This window comes from Rhizobium sp. CB3171, assembly GCF_029714265.1.
GTDB lineage: Bacteria > Pseudomonadota > Alphaproteobacteria > Rhizobiales > Rhizobiaceae > Rhizobium.
Genome location: NZ_CP121653.1, coordinates 1441275 through 1462755 on the forward strand (window position 1 = coordinate 1441275; position 21481 = coordinate 1462755).

A 21481-nucleotide genomic window follows, 5' to 3' on the forward strand; every position below is an offset into this window, starting at 1 on the left:
GGAATTGCTGGTTTTGTCGTCGTTGACGAGAACCGAGCAATGGCCGCTGGTCCCTGCAATTCATCAGCTCAAAACTGCCCCTGAGAGATAGACCTCGGACGCCTGGCGATGAACGATTTGATCTACGCGGGCGCCATTGCAGCCGGAGCGGTGACGCTGCTGATCGAGGCATTTCGGAATTTCAACTCGCAAACCGGCGACCATCCATTCTCGCTGCACCCGATTCTCAAAGAAGTCGAGGTCAGGAACCTCTGCACGACCGGCGAGATTATCGCCGGTTTCACCTTCTATGCTGCCTTATACCTTATCGTCTACGCCGTGGTCTTGGGGTCGGCAGAGGTGTATGACCTGTTATTGAGCGCGAGCAAGGCCAGAAGCGAAATCGGTGCAACCGACAACGTCCTGTTGCCCGCAAGTGACCCGTCGGTACTGTCTGCGACGAGCTACGGCAAACCCATCTTCGTTTCTGCCCTCTTAATTTCATTCCTGTCGATTGGCGCTGTCAAACCCATCGAAGCGACGATGAGAAGTCTTGCTCATCGGATGGCCGGCATCCCCCGGGGCGTCTACAGGGTCATAGAGAGTCTACGCAGCGTGGACTATGAGGAGTTCCTAAGAGATCAACCGGGATTGTTGGTCACAAGTTTTCGCGACGCGACTGAATCAATCAAGAGTAGTATCGGTTTAAGCAGGAAAATAGCGGAGATTGAGTCATCGTTGGCCACGATTGACTATCTCTCGGTCGCTACAAACGCGAATAATCGAATGCTGTACTTCCCGCTTATATCAAATGTCTGAGCTGGAAGCACTGTCGAACAAACTCGATGGGCAGCTCACCGCCTTGCATGACCTCATAGCTGCTTTACAAAAGAAGCTTCAATCCGGCGGCGAAGACGGAGCCGCAAAGCCCGATATACATGAAATATGGGACGCGCTTTCGAATCTCCAGCGCGAAGCGGCGATCGCGCGATCGAATACGATGGCAGTGTTCGCCGTCTTATTTGTGCGCAATAACCGGTCTGTCTTCAGCCAAAGCGGCTTGCTCCGCAGGCGCCCTCCGAAACTCGGTCAGAAGTCTCAAAGGAAAGAAGAAACAAGACCTCTGAGCCCGATGGAAAAAACCATAAAGCGAATCCAGGAAAAATATAACGCCGAACAAAACTCGTTCGCGATCAGCATGATGGTTGGCTTGGTCCTTGGCGCGATCGCGACTTTTCTCATTTACAACCAGTGGCGTGACTGGAAAGTGCAAAGTGATTCGGGCGTGTATAGCGAACAAACACGCGTCTTAGAGAACGAAATTGCTAATCAAGTGAGAGCAAACAACAATGCAGGCGCGAACAATGATAAATTAAATACTAAGGATACCATCGCCCAACCTGTTTGTTCCCCAACTGACGCCGATTGCAAGACGAAGGAAGCCATTCGCCGATATAATCTTACGCAACGGCCCATTTTCATCGAAACGACAGCCTGGGATACTCTTCATTCGGGACTTCTGGTTCTCTTGAGCGTTTTCTTTGTGCTCGTCGCGCGCGAGGTGCGCATCGAGCAACAATCATGGCGAACGGACTGGAAATTCTATCAATTTCCGTTCCTAACGCTGCTTGGCATGTCCTTGCTGTCGGGGCTTATCGCAGTTTTTGCGTCGGCTGCGGTCAACTTTGCTAAGTTGGCATGGGCCGTAAATTTTCATCTGACACAAACGCAAATCATCTTTTTATTCGAACAATCGGGAGAATTTTTTGCCCTTCATTTTGGGGCCGGGTTGATCCTCTCATTCGCGGCCCTCGTTATTATGGATAAGCACAGACATCTCAGTGTTTTTTGGACAGTATTAATCAGTATTATTTTCTCTGCAGTATATGCGGGATATATGTGGCTTGCGATTTTCCTGACCTATGGATCTGCACTTCCCTCAGCACCAAAAGCCGCTTTGTTCTCTCAACAAACGAGAGACACGTTTATTTTTTGCTTCGTTCCATTTCTATTTCTTCTGACATTTGCCGTTATGCTTGAGATTACGGAGGCTGGAGACGACGACGCGAAATAGAAACTGAACTAAGGGGGCGATCAATGAATACTGCACTGCTCAGTTCGCTTTTTGCGTGTTTTGCCTTTATTGCGGGAGGGGTCGCGGAAGCCGAGCCTCCCCAGCAACCGCCAGTCACGACATGCAACGAGAAGACGCAGCTTTGCATCGGGGTCCGAAGCGATGCCCGGCCATTTTCTTATAGGTCGAGCCTGCCCGGCGAGAAGGCATCCGATGCGGCACGCGGTCCGTTGGAGCGAGCCGGTTATACGGGCTACATGGTGCGAATATGTGATGCCGCCCTCGCCGAGATGATACTGGACGCAAAGCCAGGCGAATTGACCTTCAATGACATCGGCATCTACGACATTGACGAGGCGCGTGAAAAAGAAGCTTCAGCAGGTGCGGCCACCGTTGCAGGCAAAGACGCCACCACGAACAACACTATTTCCCCGATAAACGATTCGCGTTTCCTCGACCTTGGCGTGAAGTTTGACATACTCTGCGATCCGGCAACGATCACCAATGAACGGCGCAACGGCTTCATGGTTTCTGCGCCGCTCTTTTTGACCGGGATAAGCTACATTACACGCAAGGGGGAGGATCCGCCGGATAAAATCTGTTCCTACCCCAAAAAGCCATTAATCGGTCTTGTAGGTGGGACGACAGCCCAGAATGAGGGAATCAACGCGCTTCTGATTGCGCATGAGCTTCCCAAATTCGAAGACGCGCTAATCGATTACTTGCGCGGCGATCCGCTGAATCCGGATTCAAAGCCTTTGTGCGGGGAAGGTACTGAAAATAGGGTCAAGTCCTACAGCGGCTATACGGCCGCGGCAAACGCATTCTGCCATGACGATTTTCATTATTTCGTGGGTGATCTCGAAATCATTACCGAAAACGTCAAGATGATCCCGGGATGCGCATATGACAACGGCACGAGGACTTATACTAACGATCGCTACGCAGTCTTCGGGAAGGCTCGGCCCGAGAATGACGACAGCGGTACCGCGCGTCAGTTGCTGGTCGCCAGTTTTTTTGAGTTTCTTTCACAAAAGGTCGTCTTCAACCCCTCCATCCTCGACAAGGCTTTCGGTGATACGTTCCAAGGCGCAACTCCCAGCCACAAGCTCGACGTATTTTACTGGAGTGTCCGCGGGGAGCGCGAATAAGACGCTCGTCACCACGACAAGATCCCTATCGCCAGTGGGATGACTCGTGTGAGGTCCAAGTCATTATCAATATCGGTCGATCCGGAGGAAAACGTCCGGCTCTACGTCCGCATTTCACTGGTGCGCTTTATTGCTTCAATTCTCGCTCGAACGCTTCGATCTGCCGGAGCACCCATGGATCATCGGCGGAATAGTGAACGGTCTCCTGCTCCGCCCGCTTCCGGCGTCGCTCCGAGAGCCAGTCAATCAAAGCGAGAAGCAGCCGCATGCGAGTTATCCGTGCCGTTCAGGGACTTGAGAGGCCCGGCCGCCTGCCTCGTGAGCTGTCAGCAGCCGAGCCTCAATCAACCGCAAGGCGTTGCGGCGATTGTTTATTTGCCTTCCGCTAAATGAATGTTAGCTGAACAAATATACAGCTTATAAGAGAATATTTATATTCGTCATGGAGATCGCTGAGGTCATATTGCTCCTCTCGGTCCTTCCAGGTCTGGTCTTACGGGCATCTTGTTCTAGGCTCTGGGCTGCGCCGGCTCTTCTTGAGATCGATGAACGTGTGCCAGAGGACGGTGGCAAGAATGATGGCGCCGCCGACGAAGGTGGCAAGCGGCGGTTTTTCGGAAAAAAACAGCCAGACCCAGAATGGCGTGAGCACAATCTCCATCGTCCCGATAAGAGCGGCGTCCGCGGGCGGCATGCGCTTCGCGCCGGCGAGAAACAGGACGAGCGCAAAGGAGAAATTGGTTGCTCCAAAGGCGGCAAGCACCAGCCAGTTGTGCAGATCGAGCGAACCGACCGAGCTGAACGGCGCAAAGATGACGAGTGTCAGGAAGGCACCGATGATAGTCGGCGGCAGGCTCGGTACACTGCGGTCGATGCGCGGAATGATGATGACCAGGGCGAATGAGGCCGTCATCCCGAGCGCTAGGAGATCGCCGAGACCGGTGCCGCCGCCGATCGAGGAGGCAACGATGATCGCCACGCCGAGCAGGCAGACGCCGCCTGCAATCAGCGTTCTCCGCGGCACCCGCTCCTTCAAGATCGCCCAGCCGAGGAAGGCGGCGATGAAGGGCGCCGTGGCATAGATCATGGTCACATTCGCGACTGTGGTCATATAAAGCGCGCCGATGAAGCAGGCCTGGCTGAAGGTTTGGCAGGCGATCATCGCAAGCCCCGACGGGTGAAAGACCGAGCTCCATTGGCGACGCGAGAATCCGCCTTCAAGAAAGAAGCTCGGGATCAGCAGGAACAATCCGCCGAACAGGGACCGCCAGGCGATCGCCGTCCAGATATCCGTCGTCAGCAGCCGCGCATAGACGCCGCTGGCGCTCCAAGCGAGCGTTGCCGCAACGACGAGGGCGACGCCCTTTTCGTACTCATTGGCAGAGAATGATCTGGCGGGGGCCTGAATGGTCATGTGCGGTATCTCGGAAGCGAAGCACCTGAACGGATCGCCCCTGTGTGCGCCGATATTTGACATCAGACAAACGAATAGTAGAGATATATGCCATCGGAAATTTTTGTGGCTTGCCCATGCGCGAACCCATCGAAAGCGATTTGCTCCGGACGTTTCTCATCATCACCGAGACGTCGAATTTTTCCGTTGCCGCACAGCGCATTGGCCGCACGCAATCGGCCGTCAGCGCCCAAATCAAGCGTCTCGAAGAAATTGTCGGCGAGGCGCTATTCGAAAGAAGCGCACGTGGGGTCGTGCTGACCCGGCCGGGAAATCAGTTGCTGCCCTACGCCCGACGGATCGTCGACCTCTTGAACGAGGCCGCTGCGACGATCCGCACCAAGCCGTTGAATGGACCTGTGCGGATCGGAATTCCAGAAGAATACAGCCAGACTGTCCTGCCCGCGGCGCTTGCCGCCTTCGCTGTCCGGCACCCGGCCGTCGAAGTGACCGTTTCCTGCGACTACACCGCTCGAAATCTCAGCGCGCTGGAGAAGGACGAACTCGATATCGCTGTGGTCTTCGACTGGAGCAATCAGACCACTGGCGAGGTGCTCTGCATCGATCCGACAGTCTGGGTGACATCATTGGTGCACCGCTTGCATGACGCAACGCCGCTGCCTGTTGCAACATACCGGAACTCGACCTGGGCGCGCGACTTTGCCCTGCGTTCCCTGGAGCAGCAGGCGCGGCCCTATCGCATCGCCTTCGTTGCCGATACCAGTTCCGGCCTGAAAAACGCCGTCTCCGCCGGCCTTGCCGTTACGACACTATCCCGCAGCAACATTCCGCATGGCTGCCGGGAGCTGACGAGCGACGACGGCTTTCCGCCGGTCGATTCCTCGCGCGTCGTGCTTCGCCGCAATCCCTATCATTCCAGCGAGGCGATCCAGGAGCTCGCGGAAATGGTGCGGGAAGCCTTCCAGCCTATGTCGGCTCTGCTGCAGCCGTAGAGCGCCCGCGCAGGCGCCGCCGCGTGCCGGAGGGACTTTCCGAAAAACTGGCGCGATAGCTTCGGGAAAATGCCGAAGCCGAGTTGAAGCCGGTTGCCGCGGCAATCTCAGCGAAAGAATCCTTGGTCTCGATCACCTTGCGGCGCGCGGCGTTGAGCCGAAGGGCGAGATAATGCACATGTGGAGGCGCGCCGATGCTTTCCTGAAAGAGCGCCTGGAGATGGCGAGCGCTGAGGCCGATGCGCCGCGCCAGGCGCGTCAGGACCAGCGGTTGCTCGATGTTTTCCTCCATCAGACGAATGGCCTGTGCAACGCGCGGGTCGCGCATCCGCAAGCCGGCGGTCGAGGGCGAAAGCTCAGCCGCGCTCCGCGTATTGGCCGGCTCGTAGATAAAAAGCCTGCTGACTTCGAGCGCAAGTGAATAGCCCTGCCGCCGCCGGATGATCTCCAGCATCAGGTCGACGGTCGGCAGCGAGCCGGCGGTGGTGATGCGCTTGCCGTCGATCACGAAACGATCCTTGACGGCACGGACCTGCGGATAGGCTAGCGCGAAATCGTCGAAATCCTCCCAATGAACAGCCGCCGAAACATCGTCGAGAAGGCTTGCCTCGGCGAGCAGCCAACTACCGGATTCGATGCCCGCCATCATCGAACGGTAGCGCGCCGTCTGCGACAATTGCATCTTCAGCGCCTGCGTCGCGCTGCGCCGCCAATTGTAGCTCGCCAGCACGAAGAGCGGAGTGGTGTCGCTTGTGGGGCGGAAGCCGCCCGACGCAGGAACCGGGATATGGCTCGTCGTTTCGACGGGCGCGCCATCAAGTGTAAACAAGCGCCAGCGATAGATCTCGGCTCCGGAGATACGATTGGCCCCACGCAACGGTTCGATCACCGAAGCAATCAGGATCAGGTTCGTTTCCGGAAGCACCAGCAGATCGATGTCGAGTGGTGTGTTGGACGAAGTCAGCACGGGCATTCCCTGATATTTCCGGTAATGTATCGTTTTCTTCCGAAAATGCAAAGCATGGGAACGTCGCATGCCTCGTAATGGGCTCAATACGAGGGAGAACAAAAATGCCTCTTGCGATGAACCGCGATGTCTTCATCACCTGCGCCGTCACCGGCGCCGGCGACACGGTTTCCAAATCCAGCCATGTTCCGATCACTCCCAAGCAGATCGCGGAATCCGCGATCGATGCCGCCAAGGCTGGTGCCGCCGTCGTCCACTGCCATGTCCGCGACCCCGAGACCGGCGCCGCGAGCCGCCGCAACGATCTCTACAGGGAAGTGACGGATCGCATCCGCTCTGCGGATGTCGATGTGGTGCTCAACCTGACCGCCGGCATGGGCGGCGACCTGATCTTCGGCGATGTTGAAAGCCCCCTGCCCCTTAACGCCCGCGGTACTGACATGGCAGGCGCCTCCGAGCGCGTCAGCCACGTCGCCGAATGCCTGCCGGAAATCTGCACGCTCGATTGCGGCACGATGAACTTCAGTCTCGGCGACTATGTCATGACCAACACGCCCACCATGCTGCGGGCGATGGCAAAGAAGATGACGGATCTCGGCGTGCGTCCCGAGATCGAAGCTTTCGATACCGGTCATCTCTGGTTTGCCAAGCAGCTTGCCGAGGAGGGTCTTATTGAGGACCCGGTCCTCATCCAGCTTTGCATGGGCATCCCCTGGGGGGCGCCCGATGACCTCAACACCTTTATGGCGATGGTCAATAACGTTCCCGAAAGCTGGACCTTCTCGGCCTTTTCGATCGGCCGTAACGCCATGGCCTATCCGGCGGCGGCGATCCTTGCCGGCGGCAACGTTCGCGTTGGGCTCGAGGACAATCTCTATGCCGGAAAGGGCATGCTCGCGACCAATGCGCAGCTCGTCGAAAAGGCGGTGCAGGTGGTCGAAGGCATGGGCGCGCGCATCATCGGCCCCGAGGATGTCCGCAAGAAGCTAAAACTGACGAAGCGCTGAGGCCACCATGACCAGGATCAACAAGGCAGCCTGCATCGGCGGCGGCGTCATCGGCGGCGGATGGATTGCCCGCTTTCTGCTGGCGGGTATCGATGTCGATGTCTTCGACCCGCATCCGGAAGCGACCCGCATCGTCGGCGAAGTTCTGGCGAACGCGGAAAAAGCCTATGCGATGCTGACCGGTGCGCCGCTTCCGCCGCGTGGCAAGCTCATCTTCAAGGATACGCTGGAAGCGGCCGTCGGCGATGCCGACTGGATCCAGGAAAGCGTGCCCGAGCGGCTGGACCTCAAGCGCAGCGTGCTGACGCAAATCGATGCGGCCGCAAAGCCCGATGCTCTCATCGGCTCATCGACTTCCGGGCTGCTGCCGACGGACCTGCAGCGCGACATGCGCCACCCCGAGCGCCTCTTCGTCGCCCACCCCTATAACCCTGTCTATCTGCTGCCGCTCGTCGAGATCGTCGGTGGCGAAAAGACCAGTGCTGCGACGATCAGGGCAGCGATGGAGCGACTGCCGCCAATCGGCATGAAGGGCGTGCACATTGCCAAGGAGATCGAAGCTTTCGTCGGCGACCGTCTGCTGGAAGCCCTGTGGCGCGAGGCGCTTTGGCTGATCAAGGACGATATCTGCACGGTAGAGACGCTGGATGACGTCATCCGCTATTCCTTCGGCCTGCGCTGGGCGCAGATGGGTCTGTTCCAGACCTACCGCATTGCCGGCGGCGAAGCGGGTATGCGGCACTTCCTGGCGCAGTTCGGCCCGGCCCTGCAATGGAACTGGACGAAGCTTATGGATGTCGTCGATCTCGACGACGCCCTTGTCGAAAAGATCGGCCAGCAGTCGGACGAACAGGCGGCAGGCCTGTCGATCCGCGAGCTGGAGCGCATTCGCGACGAAAATCTCGTCGGCATCCTGCAGACGCTGAAGGGCGGCCATGGCGGCAAGGGCTGGGGCGCCGGCAAGCTGCTTAAGGAATTCGAGCACGGCCTCTGGGCCTCCGCCGGCGGCGGCAAAATGCTGTCGGATGTCGCGCAGCCTCTGCGTCTGATCGAAACCAAAGTCAGCCCTGCATGGGTGGACTACAACGGTCACATGACCGAGCATCGCTATCTGCAGGTCTTCGGCGACACGTCTGACGCGTTGCTGCGTCTGATCGGCGTCGACCTCGCCTATGTGGAGCGCGGTTACAGCTACTATACCGTGGAGACGCATATCCGCCATCTCGGCGAAGCCAAGCTCGGACAAGCCATCCATTCGACCTGCCAGCTTCTGTCAGCCGACGAGAAGCGACTGCATGTGTTCCATACGATCTACGACACGGCAAACGGCGAAGCCATCGCCACCGCCGAACAGATGTTGCTGCATGTCGATGCCAAAGCCGGAAAAGCCGCTCCCGCACCGGAGGAGGTGCTGAGCAAAATAAGGCCGATTGCCGAGGCCCATGCAAGACTGCCTGTGCCCGAAGGCGTCGGGCGTCATGTCGGACAAAAGCGCTAGGAGGAAGCGATCATGAATTTCGGGCTCAACGAAGAGCAGGAGATGATCGTCCAGACGGTCCGCGACTTCGTGGAGACGGAGATTTATCCGCATGAGAACGAGGTCGAGCGCACCGGCCTCGTGCCGCCTGAGCTTGGCGACGAGATCCGGCGCAAATGCATCGAGCTCGGCTTCTATGCCTGCAATTTCCCCGAGGAAATCGGTGGCGCCGGGCTTGATCACGTCACCTTCACCCTTGTCGAGCGCGAGCTGGGTCGGGGCTCGATGGGGCTCACCGTCTTCTTCGGCCGCCCTTCCGGAATTCTGATGGCCTGCGAGGGCGAGCAGCGCGAACGCTATCTTCTGCCGGCCGTGCGTGGCGAGAAGATTGACGCGCTCGCCATCACCGAACCCGACGCCGGCTCCGACATGCGCGGCATGAAATGCGCAGCCCGGCAGGATGGCGACGATTTCGTTCTGAACGGCACCAAACATTTCATCTCGCACGCAGACATCGCCGATTTCGTCATCGTCTTTGCCGCAACCGGCGAAGAGGAAACGCCGAGGGGCGTGAAGAAGAAGATCACCGCTTTCCTGGTCGATCGCGGCACGCCGGGGTTCGAGATCCTCAAGGGCTACGATTCAGTTTCCCATCGCGGCTATCACAACGTCATACTGAGCTTCACGGATTGCCGTCTGCCTAAATCCCAAGTGCTGGGTGGGGTGCATCGCGGCTTCGATATTGCCAATGAGTGGCTTTACGGGACGCGTCTGACGGTCGCCGCGAGCTGTGTCGGGCGCGCTCGCCGTGTCTTCGATCTGGCGCTGCCCTATGCGGCGGAGCGGAAACAATTCGGCAAACCGATAGGCGCCAATCAGGGCGTGTCGTTCAAGCTTGCCGACATGATCACGGAGATCGACGCCGCCGACCTGCTGACACTATCCGCCGCGTGGAAACTGGATGCCGGCATCCCGGCCAATCGCGAGATTGCGTCCGCCAAGCTCTACGCCTCCGAAATGCTTGCCCGCGTCACCGACGAGGCGATCCAGATTTTCGGCGGCATGGGCTTGATGGACGACCTGCCGCTTGCCCGTTTCTGGCGCGATGCGCGCGTCGAACGCATCTGGGACGGAACCTCGGAAATTCAGCGTCACATCATCAGCCGCGATCTGCTGCGGCCATTCGGAGCGTGATCGGATGACGCAACGCCCGCTCGATCGCCTGATCAGACCGCAAACGATCGCCGTCTTCGGCGGCCGTGAGGCGCGCCGGGTCATCGAACAATGCGATCGCATGGGTTTTGCCGGGGACATCTGGCCGGTGCATCCGACGCTCGATAACGTACTTGGGCGCCGCTGTTATCGATCGGTGGAAGACCTGCCCGCCGCACCGGATGCCGCCTTCGTCGGTGTTAACCGGATGCTGACTATCGATATCGTGCGCGCGCTTTCAGCCAGAGGCGCCGGCGGCGCCGTCTGCTACGCCTCCGGCTTCAGCGAAGCCGTCGCCGAACTGGCCGATGGTGCCACTTTGCAGGAGGCCTTGGTCGATGCGGCCGGCGACATGCCGATCGTCGGGCCGAATTGTTATGGCGTGATCAACGGTCTCGATGGCGCCCTGCTCTGGCCCGATCAGCACGGAATGGTGCGTGTCGAACGCGGTGTTGCCATTCTCACCCAATCCTCGAACATCGCCATCAATCTCTCCATGCAAAGGCGTGGCCTCCCCATCAGCTATCTGATGACGGCAGGCAACCAGGCGCAGATCGGATTGTGCGATCTCGCCCTCGCCGTCCTGGAAGATCCTCGCGTTACGGCGATCGGCCTGCATATCGAGGGGTTCGGCAACGTCCAGACCCTTCAAAAACTTGCCGTGCGTGCGAGGGAATTGCGCAAACCCGTCATCGCTCTGAAGGTCGGCAAATCCGAACAGGCGCAGCGCGCCGCCGTTTCGCATACGGCATCCCTGGCCGGCAGCGATGCCGTTGCCGATGCGGTTCTCGCTCGCCTCGGCATCGGCCGGGTCGCGACCCTGCCGGAACTCGTCGAAACGCTGAAACTGCTGCACGTGACTGGCCCACTGCAAAGCAATGCGATCTCTTCGATGAGCTGTTCCGGCGGGGAGGCCTCGCTAATGGCCGATGCTGCGACCGGCCGGGCGGTGGATTTTCGCGCTCTGAAACCGGAGCAATTGCCGGCCTTGCGGCACAGCCTCGGCGAGATGGTGACGCTCTCCAATCCTCTCGACTACCACACCTTCGTTTGGGGCGATCTTTCACGCCAATCGGAGGCCTTCACCGCCATGTTCGAAGGCGACTACGCGCTCAATCTGATCGTCCTCGATTTTCCGCGCGACGATCGTTGCGATGCAGCGGACTGGATGACGACGGTTGCCGCCGTTGCTGCTGCGGCAAAACGCACTGGCGCCCGCGCTGGCATCCTGGCGACGCTGCCGGAAAACATGCCGGAAACGATTGCCTTGCAGCTAATGCGGGATGGCATAGTGCCTCTCTGCGGCATTAGCGAAGCCATCACGGCGGCGGAAGTGGCAAGCCGGATCGGAATGGCCTGGCGTGCTCAATCCCCGCTACCGCTGCTCGATATTCCCGTGATCGCAGGCGAGATCGAAACCTTGAGCGAGGCGGCGGCCAAAGCGGAGTTGTCCGCCGCCGGTCTCGCCATTCCCTTAGGCGAAACGGCATCCAATCCGAGCGAGGCCGCAGAACAGGCGCGCCGTATCGGCTTTCCTGTTGCCCTGAAGGCGTTGGGCGTCGAACACAAGTCCGAGGTCGGAGCCGTCGCACTCAACCTCTGGGATGTGGAGGCGGTGCAAAGAGCGGCGCAGCGGATGGTTCCGATCGCCTCCGGATACCTCGTCGAACGGATGGTCGAGCGCCCCGTCGCCGAGTTGATCGTCGGCGCCGTACGCGATCCCGTCGTCGGATTGGCATTGACGATCGGCGCGGGTGGAATCCTAGTGGAATTGCTTGAAGACTCCGTTATTTTAGCCCTTCCCGTGACGAAGACAGACGTGTTGGACGCCATATCGCGGCTGAAGGTCAGGAAGTTGATCGAAGGCTATCGTGGCGGGGCGAAGAGCAGTCTCGATGCAGTTGCCGACGCCGTCTTATCAGCGGCAGAATATGTCGTAAAAAACGCCGCACGACTGGAAGAACTGGACATTAATCCATTGATGGTTCTGCCTGAAAATCGTGGCGTCATTGCCGCGGATGCCCTCATCCGGCGAAGGAGGTAGCGGAAGTTGCACAGCCCCATTGGCACAAGGCGCGACAACGGTATCTTGGAGGTCATCATCGACCGACCGAAGGCGAACGCCATCGACCTTGGGACAAGCCGCGAGATGGGGCTGATCTTCCGCGATTTCCGTGACGACCCCGATCTGCGCGTGGCGATCATTTCCGGTGCCGGCGAGAAGTTCTTTTCGGCCGGCTGGGATTTGAAGGCGGCTGCCGCCGGCGATGCGGTCGACGGCGACTATGGCGTCGGCGGTTTCGGGGGCCTGCAGGAGCTTCGCGATCTCAACAAGCCGGTGATTTGCGCCGTCAATGGCATCTGTTGCGGCGGCGGCCTGGAGATTGCCCTTTCCACCGATCTGATCATCGCCGCCGAACACGCGACCTTCGCCCTTCCGGAAATCCGCTCGGGGACCGTCGCAGATGCTGCATCGATCAAATTACCGAAGCGCATTCCCTATCATATCGCCATGGACATGCTCCTGACCGGCCGCTGGCTTGACGTTGCCGAGGCTCATCGTTGGGGCTTCGTCAATGAGATCGTCGCTGCGGATCAATTGATGAGCCGAGCCTGGGAACTTGCCCGGCTTCTCGAAAGCGGCCCGCCGCTCGTCTACGCAGCCATCAAGGAAATTGTCCGCGAAGCGGAGGGAACGACGTTTCAGACTGCCATGAACAAGATCACCAAACGGCAGTTTGCGACCGTCGATGCCCTCTATTCGAGCGAGGATCAGTTGGAAGGCGCAAGGGCATTCGCGGAGAAGCGAAGCCCAATCTGGAAAGGAAAGTGAGAAGGCGGCGACAACCGCATTATTTTCCCGCATGATCGCGGGCAATCGAGCTTCCGGCGGAGAGGAAACCGCATCCGAAGCTTTGCCCGAAAGTTCTATCAACGCATCAAGAAGAAGGAACAGGGGAATGAAAGATTACACGAAACACTTGGCAAGCCGTGTGACCTCCGGCGGTCTCAGCCGTCGCGAATTCATAGGGCGCGCCATGGCGGCCGGCATGACATTGGCACTTGCCGATCAGCTTTTCACCGAAAGCGCGATGGCAGCCGAACCGAAGCGCGGTGGCCATCTGAAACTCGGCCTCGAAGGCGGTGCCGCAACCGATTCCAAGGACCCGGCAAAATTCCTGTCACAGTTCATGTTCTGCGTCGGCCGTTGCTGGGGCGACATGCTGGTGGAATCTCATCCCCTGACCGGTGCCGCCGTGCCGGCACTTGCCGAATCCTGGGAGCCGTCGAAGGACGCGGCCACCTGGACCTTCAAGATCCGCAAGGGCGTCAAGTTCCACAATGGCAAGGAGCTAACCATCGACGACGTCGTCGCCACGCTCAAGCGCCACACCGACAGCAAGTCGGAATCAGGCGCGCTCGGCGTCATGAAATCGATCAAGGAGATCAAGGCCGACGGCGACAATCTCGTCCTGACGCTGACCGAAGGCAACGCCGACATGCCGTTGCTCCTCTCCGACTACCATCTCGTCATCCAGCCGAATGGCGGTAATGACGATCCCCTCGCCTCGATCGGCACCGGTCCTTACAAGCTCGTCAGTTTCGAGCCCGGCGTGCGCGCGACGTTCGAGAAGAACAAGGACGATTGGCGTACTGATCGCGGTTATGTCGACTCGATCGAAATCATCGGCATGAACGATGCGACGGCACGTATCGCCGCGCTGTCGTCCGGTCAGGTGCACTACATCAATCGCGTCGATCCAAAGACCGTGGACCTGTTGAAGCGCGCGCCCAATGTCGAAATCCTGTCGACCGCCGGCCGCGGGCATTACGTGTTTATCATGCATTGCACCACAGCGCCCTTCGACAATAACGACCTTCGCCTGGCGCTGAAATATGCCATGGACCGCGAAACCATGGTGAAGAAGATCCTCGGCGGTTACGGCAAGGTCGGCAACGACTTTCCGATCAATAGCACCTACGCCCTCTTCCCCGAAGGCATCGAGCAGCGTACCTACGATCCCGATAAGGCAGCCTTCCACTACAAGAAGTCCGGCCACAGCGGCTCCGTGCTGCTGCGCACCTCGGAAGTCGCCTTCCCGGGCGCTGTCGACGCCGCGGTCCTCTATCAGGAAAGCTGCAAGAAGGCCGGCATCAACATCGAGGTCAAGCGCGAGCCGGGCGACGGCTACTGGACCAACGTCTGGAATGTCCAGCCCTTCTCAACCTCTTATTGGGGCGGCCGCCCGACGCAGGATCAGATGTATTCCACCGCCTATCTCTCGACGGCGGATTGGAACGACACCCGCTTCAAGCGTCCGGACTTCGACAAGCTTCTCCTGGAAGCCCGCTCCGAACTCGACGAGGCCAAGCGCAAGGAGCTTTATCGCAGCATGGCGATGATGGTCCGCGACGAGGGCGGTGTCATTCTGCCGATGTTCAACGACTTCGTGAACGCCTCCACCAAGCAGGTGAAGGGCTATGTCCACGACATCGGCAACGATATGTCGAACGGCTACGTCGCGACCCGCGTCTGGTTGGAGACCTGATGCCCAAAGCAGGGCAGAAACGCCCTTATCTCTAACGGAACCGGGATCGCGGAAAACCTTCGCGGTCCTCCAGACGTTTCAGCGCGAGGCATCAGTCATGTCCAATCTACAACCCAGCACAGTGCTGCCCGGATTGCGGTTCAAGCAGCGCTTTCCGCTGTTGTCGCTCATCGTCGAGCGTCTCCTGCTCAGCCTCGTGCTGCTTTTCGCGGTCTCGATCCTGATCTTCGGCGGCCTCGAAGCCTTGCCGGGCGATTTCGCGACCACCTATCTCGGCCAGTCGGCGACACCGCAGGCCGTCGCCAATATCCGCGCCGAGCTCGGCCTCAATCGGCCTGTGACCACTCGCTATGTCGAATGGCTCGGCAACGCCGTGCAGGGGGATTTCGGCACATCCTGGGCCAGCAAGAACTCCGTCAGCGAACAAATCGGCAAACGTCTCGGCAATTCGCTTTTCCTTGCCGCCTTTGCCGCAGTGATCTCCGTGCCGCTTGCCGTCGGACTCGGCATGCTGGCCGTGCATTTCCGAAACCGTTTGCCCGACAAGATCATCAACGTGATCTCACTGGCGGCGATTTCATTGCCGGAATTTTTCATCGGTTATCTGCTCATTCTGTTTTTCGCCGTGAAATTCGGGGTCGCGACCTTTCCGGCGACCGTCTATGACGGTATGGGCTTTGTCGACCGATTGAAGGCCATCGCGCTGCCGACGGCAACGCTGGTGCTCGTCGTCCTCGCCCACATGATGCGCATGACACGGGCCGCGATCCTCTCGGTGATGTCGTCCGCCTACATGGAAACCGCGGAATTGAAGGGTCTCAGCGCCTTCCGCGCGATCGTCAAACATGCCGCCCCCAATGCGCTGGCGCCGATCATCAACGTCGTGGCGCTGAACCTTGCCTATCTCATCGTCGGTGTCGTGGTGGTGGAAGTCGTCTTCGTCTATCCCGGCATGGGCCAGTACATGGTCGATGCCGTCACCGTGCGCGACATGCCGGTGGTCCAGGCCTGCGGCCTGATCTTCGCCGCCGTCTACATCCTGCTCAACATGGTTGCCGATATCCTGGCGATCGTCGCCAACCCGCGCCTGAGGCATCCACGATGAGATTGAGAGACATCCCCATCACTGCCTGGGTCGGCATCATCGGCATTCTGCTGGCTTTCATCTGCGCGATCTTTGCCCCCCTGATCGCGCCCTATGGCGAAACCGAAGTCGTCGGCAACGTCTGGCAGCCAGCCGACGCGCAGTATTTCTTCGGCCTTGACAATCTCGGCCGCGATATCCTTTCGCGGCTTATCTACGGCGCCCGCACCACGCTGTTCGTGGCGCTGGCCGCGACGATCATTTCGTTTTCGCTCGGCATCATCCTCAGCTTCACCGCCGCTGTCTCGCGCGGATTGATCGACACGGTCTTCTCGCGTTTCAACGATCTGATGATGTCCATCCCGACCTTGATCTTCGCGCTGGTGGTGCTCGCCGTGCTACCGCAGAATCTCGCCGTGCTCATCCTCGTCATGGCGATCCTCGATTCCACGCGCGTCTATCGCCTCGGCCGCGCCGTCGCGCTGGACGTCGCGGTCATGGAGTTCGTGGAAGCCGCCAAACTGCGCGGCGAAGGCAAGGTCTGGATCATCTTCCGTGAAATCCTGCCGAACACGCTCTCGCCATTGCTGGCGGAGTTCGGCCTGCGTTTTGCCTTTTCGATCCTGTTCCTGTCGACGCTGTCATTCCTCGGGCTCGGCATACAGCCGCCGTCGGCCGATTGGGGCGGCATGGTCAAGGACAATAAGGACGGCATCATCTTCGGCATTTCCGCCGCTCTCGTGCCGGGCTCCGCGATTGCGGCGCTCGCGGTCTGTGTCAATCTGGTGGTCGACTGGCTCTTGAAGCGCACCTCCAGCCTCAAGGGAGGACGTGGCGATGCCTGAGCTTCTTTCCGTTCGCGATCTCAAGATCGAAGCGACCAGCTATCCGCCCGGCGAGCCGCCGAAGCGGGTCACGATCGTCAACGGCGTCTCCTTCGATCTACAGAAGGGCAAGGTGCTCGGCCTGATCGGCGAGTCCGGCGCCGGCAAATCCACTATCGGACTTTCGGCGCTTGCCTATGGCCGCGGCGGCGCCGAAATCATCGGCGGCACAGTGTTGCTCAACGGCGTCGATATCCTCCCGATCGGAAAATCAGGCATCCGCAGGATTCGCGGGGCACGCGTCTGCTATGTCGCGCAATCGGCTGCGGCGGCCTTCAATCCGGCCCACAGGCTGGGCGAACAGGTGATAGAAGCCTCCGTCAAGCACGGCTTGATGACGAAGGACGAAGCGAGGAAGCGCGCGCTTTACCTCTTCCGGGTCCTTGGCCTGCCCAATCCCGAGACCTTCGGCGACCGCTTTCCACACCAGGTCTCCGGCGGCCAGCTTCAACGCGCAATGACCGCGATGGCGCTCTGCTCCAACCCCGAGCTGATCGTCTTCGACGAGCCGACGACCGCACTCGACGTGACGACGCAGATCGACGTTCTGGCGGCGATCAAGCACGCCATCGAGGAGACCCATACGGCAGCCCTTTACATCACCCATGACCTTGCCGTCGTCGCGCAGATCTCCGACGACATCATGGTATTGCGGCACGGCAAAAAGGTGGAATACGGGCCCGTGCAGCAGATCATCGAGGCGCCGCGGGAAGACTATACCCGCGCGCTCGTCAACGTTCGCCAGACCGCACGCGAGGAGGCGGTCGATCAATCCGACACGCTTTTGAAAGTCGAACACGTCAGCGCGCAATATTCGAACGGTTTCAAGGTGCTGCACGATGTTTCTCTACATGTACCAAAAGGTCAGACGCTTGCCATTGTCGGTGAATCCGGCTCTGGTAAATCGACGCTTGCCCGTGTCATCACCGGACTGCTGCCGCCAAGCGACGGCGGGATTTCTTTCGATAAGAAACCGCTGACTCCAGCCCTCAGAAACCGCTCACGCAACGAGCTGCGGCGCATTCAACTGATCTACCAGATGGCCGATACGGCCATGAATCCCCGCCAGACGGTGCGCGATATCATCGGTCGTCCCCTCACCTTCTATTATGGCCTGCGGGGCGCGGCAAAGACGGCGCGGGTGAAAGAGCTGCTCGAAGAGATCGAGATGGGCAATGGTTTCATCGACCGTTATCCGGCCGAGCTTTCCGGAGGCCAGAAACAGCGTGTCGCGATTGCGCGTGCCCTGGCGGCCAAGCCGGAACTCATCCTCTGCGACGAGCCCACCTCGGCGCTTGATCCGCTCGTTGCTGAAGGCATCCTGAAACTGCTGATACGGCTGCAAGAGGAATCCCAGCTTTCCTACATCTTCATCACCCACGATATCGCCATCGTGCGTGCCATCGCCGATAGTGTCGCGGTCATGCATCGCGGCAAGCTCGTGCGCTTCGGGCCGAAATCGAAGGTGCTTTCGCCGCCTTTCGACGACTATACGGATCTGCTGTTGAAATCGGTGCCCGAAATGGAGATCGGTTGGCTGGAGCGTGTCCTGACGACGAGAAAGATGGAAAGCGCGGGAAATTGATAGCATGACGTTCGCTCCCCGCGGCTTTAAAATCATCGCTCCAGCAATATCGGAATGAGCCTGCCATGACCGACCGCAGCTTTACCACGATCGAAAACCATTGGATCACGCTGAAGGACGGCACGCGTCTTGCGGCGCGCATCTGGATGCCGGACGGTGCGGAAAGCGATCCGGTGCCGGCCGTGTTCGAATTCCTGCCTTACCGCAAACGCGATGGAACGAGCCCCCGCGATGAATCGACTTACCCGGTGTTTGCCGCAGCCGGCATCGCCGGTGTTCGCGTCGATATTCGCGGCTCCGGCGAATCCGATGGCGTTATCGACGGCGAATATACGGAGCTCGAACTCGCCAATGCCTGCGAACTGATCGCCTGGATCGCAGCACAACCCTGGTCGAACGGCTCCGTCGGCATGATGGGCATTTCCTGGGGCGGGTTTAACAGCTTGCAGGTCGCGGCGCTGCGCCCGCCCGCGCTCAAGGCAGTGATATCGATCGCCTCCACGGTCGACCGCTATAATGACGATATCCACTACAAGAATGGCTGCCATCTCTCGGCGCAGCTCTCCTGGGCTGCGACCATGCTCGGTTATCAGTCCCGCTCTCCCGACCCGGAGATCGTCGGCGATCGCTGGCGGGATATGTGGCTGCAACGCCTGGAGAATGAGCCCTTTTTCATGGAGGAATGGCTCCAGCATCAGCGCCGCGACGATTTCTGGCGGCACGGCTCGATCTGCGAGAATTTCGCCGATGTCGAAATCCCCGCCCTTGTCATTGCCGGTTGGGCGGATGGCTATCGCAACACGCCGCTGATGGCCGTCGAAGGTCTCGGCGATAGGGCGAAAGCGCTGATCGGTCCGTGGGTTCATAAATATCCGCATTTTGCCTGGCCGAAACCCCGCGCCGATTTCCACGGCGAGGCGATCGCCTGGTGGAACCGCTGGCTGCGCGGCGACAAAAATGGTGTAGAGGGCGTGCCGCAGGTGCGCGCCTATATTCTCGACGCAGTGAAGCCTGCGCCGCGCCGCGATTTCGATCCCGGCTTCTGGATCGCCAAGCAGGATTGGCAAAAGCCGGAGATGCAATGCTTCTATGTCGAACAGTTCGGCACGCTGATGGAAGGCATGCCGATCCCGCATGCGCCGGAACATGCCGTCTATTTGCGCTCGCCCCTCGATACGGGGACGACTTCGGGCGAATATTTCACGCTGAAACCGGATGCCGAAATGGCGATCGACCAGCGCCTCGATGACGCCGGTTCGCTGACCTTCCAGACCACGCCGCTGGCCGTCGATCATGACTATCTCGGCCGTCCGGTCGTCACTCTGTCGCTACGCTGCGATGCCGAAACGGCCAATCTTTGCGCCAGGCTCATCGATCTCCACCCGGACGGCACAGCGACACGCGTCTCTTTCGGCGTGCTCAATCTTGCTCATCGAGAGGGCAATGCCGAACCCCAGCCCCTGAAGAAGGGCGAACGCACCACCATCAGGCTAACGCTGGATGCCTGCGGTTATCGCTTCCGCAAAGGCCACCGCATCGCTCTTTCGCTCTCCACCGCATACTGGCCAATGATCCTGCCGCCGCCGGAAAATCCGGGTCTGACGATCGACATCGCCTCCATTGGTTTCGGCCTGCCAAAGCTCGGCGAACATGAAGCCATCGACATCAAGCAGCCGGACAATCCCGATCCGCTGCCGAAATATATCGAACATGCCCCGGCCTCGACGAAGCGTCAGGTCGTGCGCGATCTCTCCGCCAACAAGACCCTCTATGAAATCCGGGAGGATACCGGCCTCTTCGAACATCCGGGCACAGGTCTTTCGACGCGCCAGCTCCGCGAAGAGGTCTGGTCTATCGCGCCGGACGATCCGCTGTCGATGAGTGGAACCTCGATCTGGACATGCGACATGCGGCGGCCGGGATGGTATGTCCGCACGGTGGCGACGGCGACGATTTCTTGCACGGCAGCCGAATGGATCATCCGTGCGTCCGTCATCGCCTTTGAAGGCAATACGCAAATTTTCGAAAAAATTTTCGAGGAAAAGCGAATTCCGCGCGATCTGATGTGATCAGTTCGATCCCGCAAAACGGCTCACTGCCTCGCATATGGCGCGAAAACCGGCGCTCGCGCCATCGCTCATATGCCGGGCACGCAGCCAGGCATGCACCATCTGCGGCTCCTCGCGAAACCAGACCTCGACACCCGCCGCGGCAAGCCTTGCCGCATAATTGCGGCCATCGTCCCGCAACGGATCGAAATACGCGACCGTTATGAAGGCTGGTGGAAGGCCGGCGAATGACGATGAGGCAAGAGGCTCGGCGACCGGATCGCCGGCGGGTGCCTGCAACACGCTGCGATAATAGCCGACATCGGCGGTCGTCAGCCCCGGCGCATTCGCCATCTCCTCATAGGAACCGGAAACAAGATCCCCGCCGAGCGCCGGATAGATCAATATCTGCCCGACAATGCCGGAGAGCCGCTCACCCTTAGCTCGAACGGCGAGCCCCGCCGCCAGATTACCGCCGGCGCTATCGCCGATCAGCAGGACGGTCTTTCCTTCGGCAAGCAACTGCTTGAGAACAAGAAAACAATCATCCGTCTGCGCCGGCCAGCGATGCTCGGGCGCAAGGCGATAATCGACCGACACCAGCTCGGCCCCGACATGGTCGGCGATCTCAGCGCAAATCGCATGGTGGCTTTGCAGGGAACCGACCACGAAGCCGCCGCCATGAAGGTAGAGCAGGCATGCCGGGGTTCGGATCGTCTGCGGCTGATAACGCCTGACCGGGATTCTCCCCATCACTGCCTCATCCTGCGTGCGCATGCCGTCAGGCAGCGGGCGATCGAAGCGGCTGCAAAGTGCGTCATACCACTGCCGCTGCTGCTCGATGGACGCCGTCACCGCATCAGGCGGATAGAAGGAATCGCAGATCTCCATGAATTGCAGAATGCCCGCCTCTGTCGGTCGGGGTTGCAGGGAAGAATCCATGGAATATCCTCAAGATAAGGCTCGTCGTGCAACGATAACATCACCGGCGGCTAAACAGTATGTCCAGGCACGGCCTGCAACGCTGCGACGGCGACACGGGCACAAAAGCTCCGGC

General features: G+C 59.5%; 18 protein-coding genes. 14 read left to right on the top strand and 4 right to left on the bottom strand.

Annotation, left to right across the window (positions count from 1 at the left end; all coding sequences use genetic code 11):
* Window positions 1-108 precede the first annotated feature (108 nt).
* From QA648_RS26015 to QA648_RS26025, 3 genes are read left to right on the top strand one after another with little or no spacing between them, the layout of a single operon-like run.
* On the top strand, window positions 109-798 hold the full coding sequence (locus tag QA648_RS26015) for a hypothetical protein (RefSeq protein WP_283051520.1): 690 nt from the start codon (window positions 109-111) through the stop codon (window positions 796-798).
* Window positions 791-2053, top strand: a complete 1263-nt coding sequence (locus QA648_RS26020) for a hypothetical protein (protein WP_283051522.1) — start codon at window positions 791-793, stop codon at window positions 2051-2053. The genes QA648_RS26015 and QA648_RS26020 overlap by 8 nt, the downstream gene beginning before the upstream one ends.
* A gap of 23 nt (window positions 2054-2076) precedes the next feature.
* The gene (locus QA648_RS26025; protein WP_283051523.1) at window positions 2077-3204 is read left to right on the top strand and encodes a transporter substrate-binding domain-containing protein; all 1128 of its coding nucleotides are present in this window, start codon (window positions 2077-2079) and stop codon (window positions 3202-3204) included.
* Between the two features lie 127 nt (window positions 3205-3331).
* Here the strand turns inward: QA648_RS26025 and QA648_RS26030 are convergent, their stop codons facing one another.
* Window positions 3332-3472: a hypothetical protein gene (locus tag QA648_RS26030; protein WP_283051525.1), complete on the bottom strand. Its 141-nt coding sequence runs from the start codon at window positions 3470-3472 to the stop codon at window positions 3332-3334.
* Window positions 3473-3697: 225 nt separating this feature from the next.
* A complete protein-coding gene (locus tag QA648_RS26035; RefSeq protein WP_283051526.1) occupies window positions 3698-4618 on the bottom strand; it encodes a DMT family transporter in 921 nt (306 codons plus the stop codon).
* A 116-nt stretch (window positions 4619-4734) separates the two neighbouring features.
* On the opposite strand from QA648_RS26035, the gene QA648_RS26040 reads away from it, so the two are divergent.
* The gene (locus QA648_RS26040) at window positions 4735-5610 is read left to right on the top strand and encodes a LysR substrate-binding domain-containing protein (protein ID WP_104826492.1); all 876 of its coding nucleotides are present in this window, start codon (window positions 4735-4737) and stop codon (window positions 5608-5610) included.
* Here QA648_RS26040 and QA648_RS26045 read toward each other — a convergent pair.
* On the bottom strand, window positions 5585-6583 hold the full coding sequence (locus QA648_RS26045; protein WP_260304939.1) for a GlxA family transcriptional regulator: 999 nt from the start codon (window positions 6581-6583) through the stop codon (window positions 5585-5587). The genes QA648_RS26040 and QA648_RS26045 overlap by 26 nt on opposite strands.
* Before the next feature lie 98 nt (window positions 6584-6681).
* Here QA648_RS26045 and QA648_RS26050 point away from each other — a divergent pair, with 98 nt between their 5' ends.
* The 10 genes from QA648_RS26050 (at window position 6682) to QA648_RS26095 (ending at window position 20445) form a co-directional block, all read left to right on the top strand.
* Entirely contained in the window at window positions 6682-7584 is a 903-nt protein-coding gene (locus tag QA648_RS26050) for a 3-keto-5-aminohexanoate cleavage protein (protein ID WP_283051530.1), read from the top strand.
* A gap of 7 nt (window positions 7585-7591) precedes the next feature.
* Window positions 7592-9082: a carnitine 3-dehydrogenase gene (locus QA648_RS26055; protein WP_283051532.1), complete on the top strand. Its 1491-nt coding sequence runs from the start codon at window positions 7592-7594 to the stop codon at window positions 9080-9082.
* 12 nt (window positions 9083-9094) lie between these two features.
* A complete protein-coding gene (locus QA648_RS26060; protein WP_283051533.1) occupies window positions 9095-10255 on the top strand; it encodes an acyl-CoA dehydrogenase family protein in 1161 nt (386 codons plus the stop codon).
* 4 nt (window positions 10256-10259) lie between these two features.
* Window positions 10260-12317, top strand: a complete 2058-nt coding sequence (locus QA648_RS26065; protein ID WP_104826487.1) for an acetate--CoA ligase family protein — start codon at window positions 10260-10262, stop codon at window positions 12315-12317.
* Between the two features lie 6 nt (window positions 12318-12323).
* Window positions 12324-13106: a carnitinyl-CoA dehydratase gene (locus QA648_RS26070; RefSeq protein ID WP_260304937.1), complete on the top strand. Its 783-nt coding sequence runs from the start codon at window positions 12324-12326 to the stop codon at window positions 13104-13106.
* A gap of 127 nt (window positions 13107-13233) precedes the next feature.
* The gene (locus tag QA648_RS26075) at window positions 13234-14823 is read left to right on the top strand and encodes an ABC transporter substrate-binding protein (protein WP_283051536.1); all 1590 of its coding nucleotides are present in this window, start codon (window positions 13234-13236) and stop codon (window positions 14821-14823) included.
* Between the two features lie 97 nt (window positions 14824-14920).
* Window positions 14921-15928: an ABC transporter permease gene (locus tag QA648_RS26080; RefSeq protein WP_283051538.1), complete on the top strand. Its 1008-nt coding sequence runs from the start codon at window positions 14921-14923 to the stop codon at window positions 15926-15928.
* Window positions 15925-16752: an ABC transporter permease gene (locus tag QA648_RS26085; protein WP_260304934.1), complete on the top strand. Its 828-nt coding sequence runs from the start codon at window positions 15925-15927 to the stop codon at window positions 16750-16752. Before QA648_RS26080 ends, QA648_RS26085 begins: the two co-directional genes overlap by 4 nt.
* Complete coding sequence (locus QA648_RS26090) at window positions 16745-18376, top strand: ABC transporter ATP-binding protein (RefSeq protein WP_283051540.1); 1632 nt, start codon at window positions 16745-16747, stop codon at window positions 18374-18376. Before QA648_RS26085 ends, QA648_RS26090 begins: the two co-directional genes overlap by 8 nt.
* Window positions 18377-18441: 65 nt before the next feature.
* Window positions 18442-20445, top strand: coding sequence for a CocE/NonD family hydrolase (locus QA648_RS26095; protein WP_283051542.1), 2004 nt, complete (start codon window positions 18442-18444; stop codon window positions 20443-20445).
* On the opposite strand, the gene QA648_RS26100 is transcribed toward QA648_RS26095, so the two are convergent.
* A complete protein-coding gene (locus QA648_RS26100) occupies window positions 20446-21366 on the bottom strand; it encodes an alpha/beta hydrolase (protein WP_283051544.1) in 921 nt (306 codons plus the stop codon).
* Window positions 21367-21481: the final 115 nt, after the last annotated feature.

Bases quoted from the DNA above. Each gene is read 5' to 3' on its own strand.
- QA648_RS26060 (WP_283051533.1), top strand. From the start codon at position 9,095: ATGAATTTCGGGCTCAACGAAGAGCAGGAGATGATCGTCCAGACGGTC.
- QA648_RS26095 (WP_283051542.1), top strand. From the start codon at position 18,442: ATGACCGACCGCAGCTTTACCACGATCGAAAACCATTGGATCACGCTG.
- QA648_RS26035 (WP_283051526.1), bottom strand. From the start codon at position 4,618: ATGACCATTCAGGCCCCCGCCAGATCATTCTCTGCCAATGAGTACGAA.
- QA648_RS26045 (WP_260304939.1), bottom strand. From the start codon at position 6,583: ATGCCCGTGCTGACTTCGTCCAACACACCACTCGACATCGATCTGCTG.
- QA648_RS26030 (WP_283051525.1), bottom strand. From the start codon at position 3,472: ATGCGGCTGCTTCTCGCTTTGATTGACTGGCTCTCGGAGCGACGCCGG.
- QA648_RS26085 (WP_260304934.1), top strand. From the start codon at position 15,925: ATGAGATTGAGAGACATCCCCATCACTGCCTGGGTCGGCATCATCGGC.
- QA648_RS26080 (WP_283051538.1), top strand. From the start codon at position 14,921: ATGTCCAATCTACAACCCAGCACAGTGCTGCCCGGATTGCGGTTCAAG.
- QA648_RS26025 (WP_283051523.1), top strand. From the start codon at position 2,077: ATGAATACTGCACTGCTCAGTTCGCTTTTTGCGTGTTTTGCCTTTATT.
- QA648_RS26050 (WP_283051530.1), top strand. From the start codon at position 6,682: ATGCCTCTTGCGATGAACCGCGATGTCTTCATCACCTGCGCCGTCACC.
- QA648_RS26090 (WP_283051540.1), top strand. From the start codon at position 16,745: ATGCCTGAGCTTCTTTCCGTTCGCGATCTCAAGATCGAAGCGACCAGC.
- QA648_RS26100 (WP_283051544.1), bottom strand. From the start codon at position 21,366: ATGGATTCTTCCCTGCAACCCCGACCGACAGAGGCGGGCATTCTGCAA.
- QA648_RS26075 (WP_283051536.1), top strand. From the start codon at position 13,234: ATGAAAGATTACACGAAACACTTGGCAAGCCGTGTGACCTCCGGCGGT.
- QA648_RS26055 (WP_283051532.1), top strand. From the start codon at position 7,592: ATGACCAGGATCAACAAGGCAGCCTGCATCGGCGGCGGCGTCATCGGC.
- QA648_RS26065 (WP_104826487.1), top strand. From the start codon at position 10,260: ATGACGCAACGCCCGCTCGATCGCCTGATCAGACCGCAAACGATCGCC.
- QA648_RS26020 (WP_283051522.1), top strand. From the start codon at position 791: ATGTCTGAGCTGGAAGCACTGTCGAACAAACTCGATGGGCAGCTCACC.
- QA648_RS26015 (WP_283051520.1), top strand. From the start codon at position 109: ATGAACGATTTGATCTACGCGGGCGCCATTGCAGCCGGAGCGGTGACG.
- QA648_RS26040 (WP_104826492.1), top strand. From the start codon at position 4,735: ATGCGCGAACCCATCGAAAGCGATTTGCTCCGGACGTTTCTCATCATC.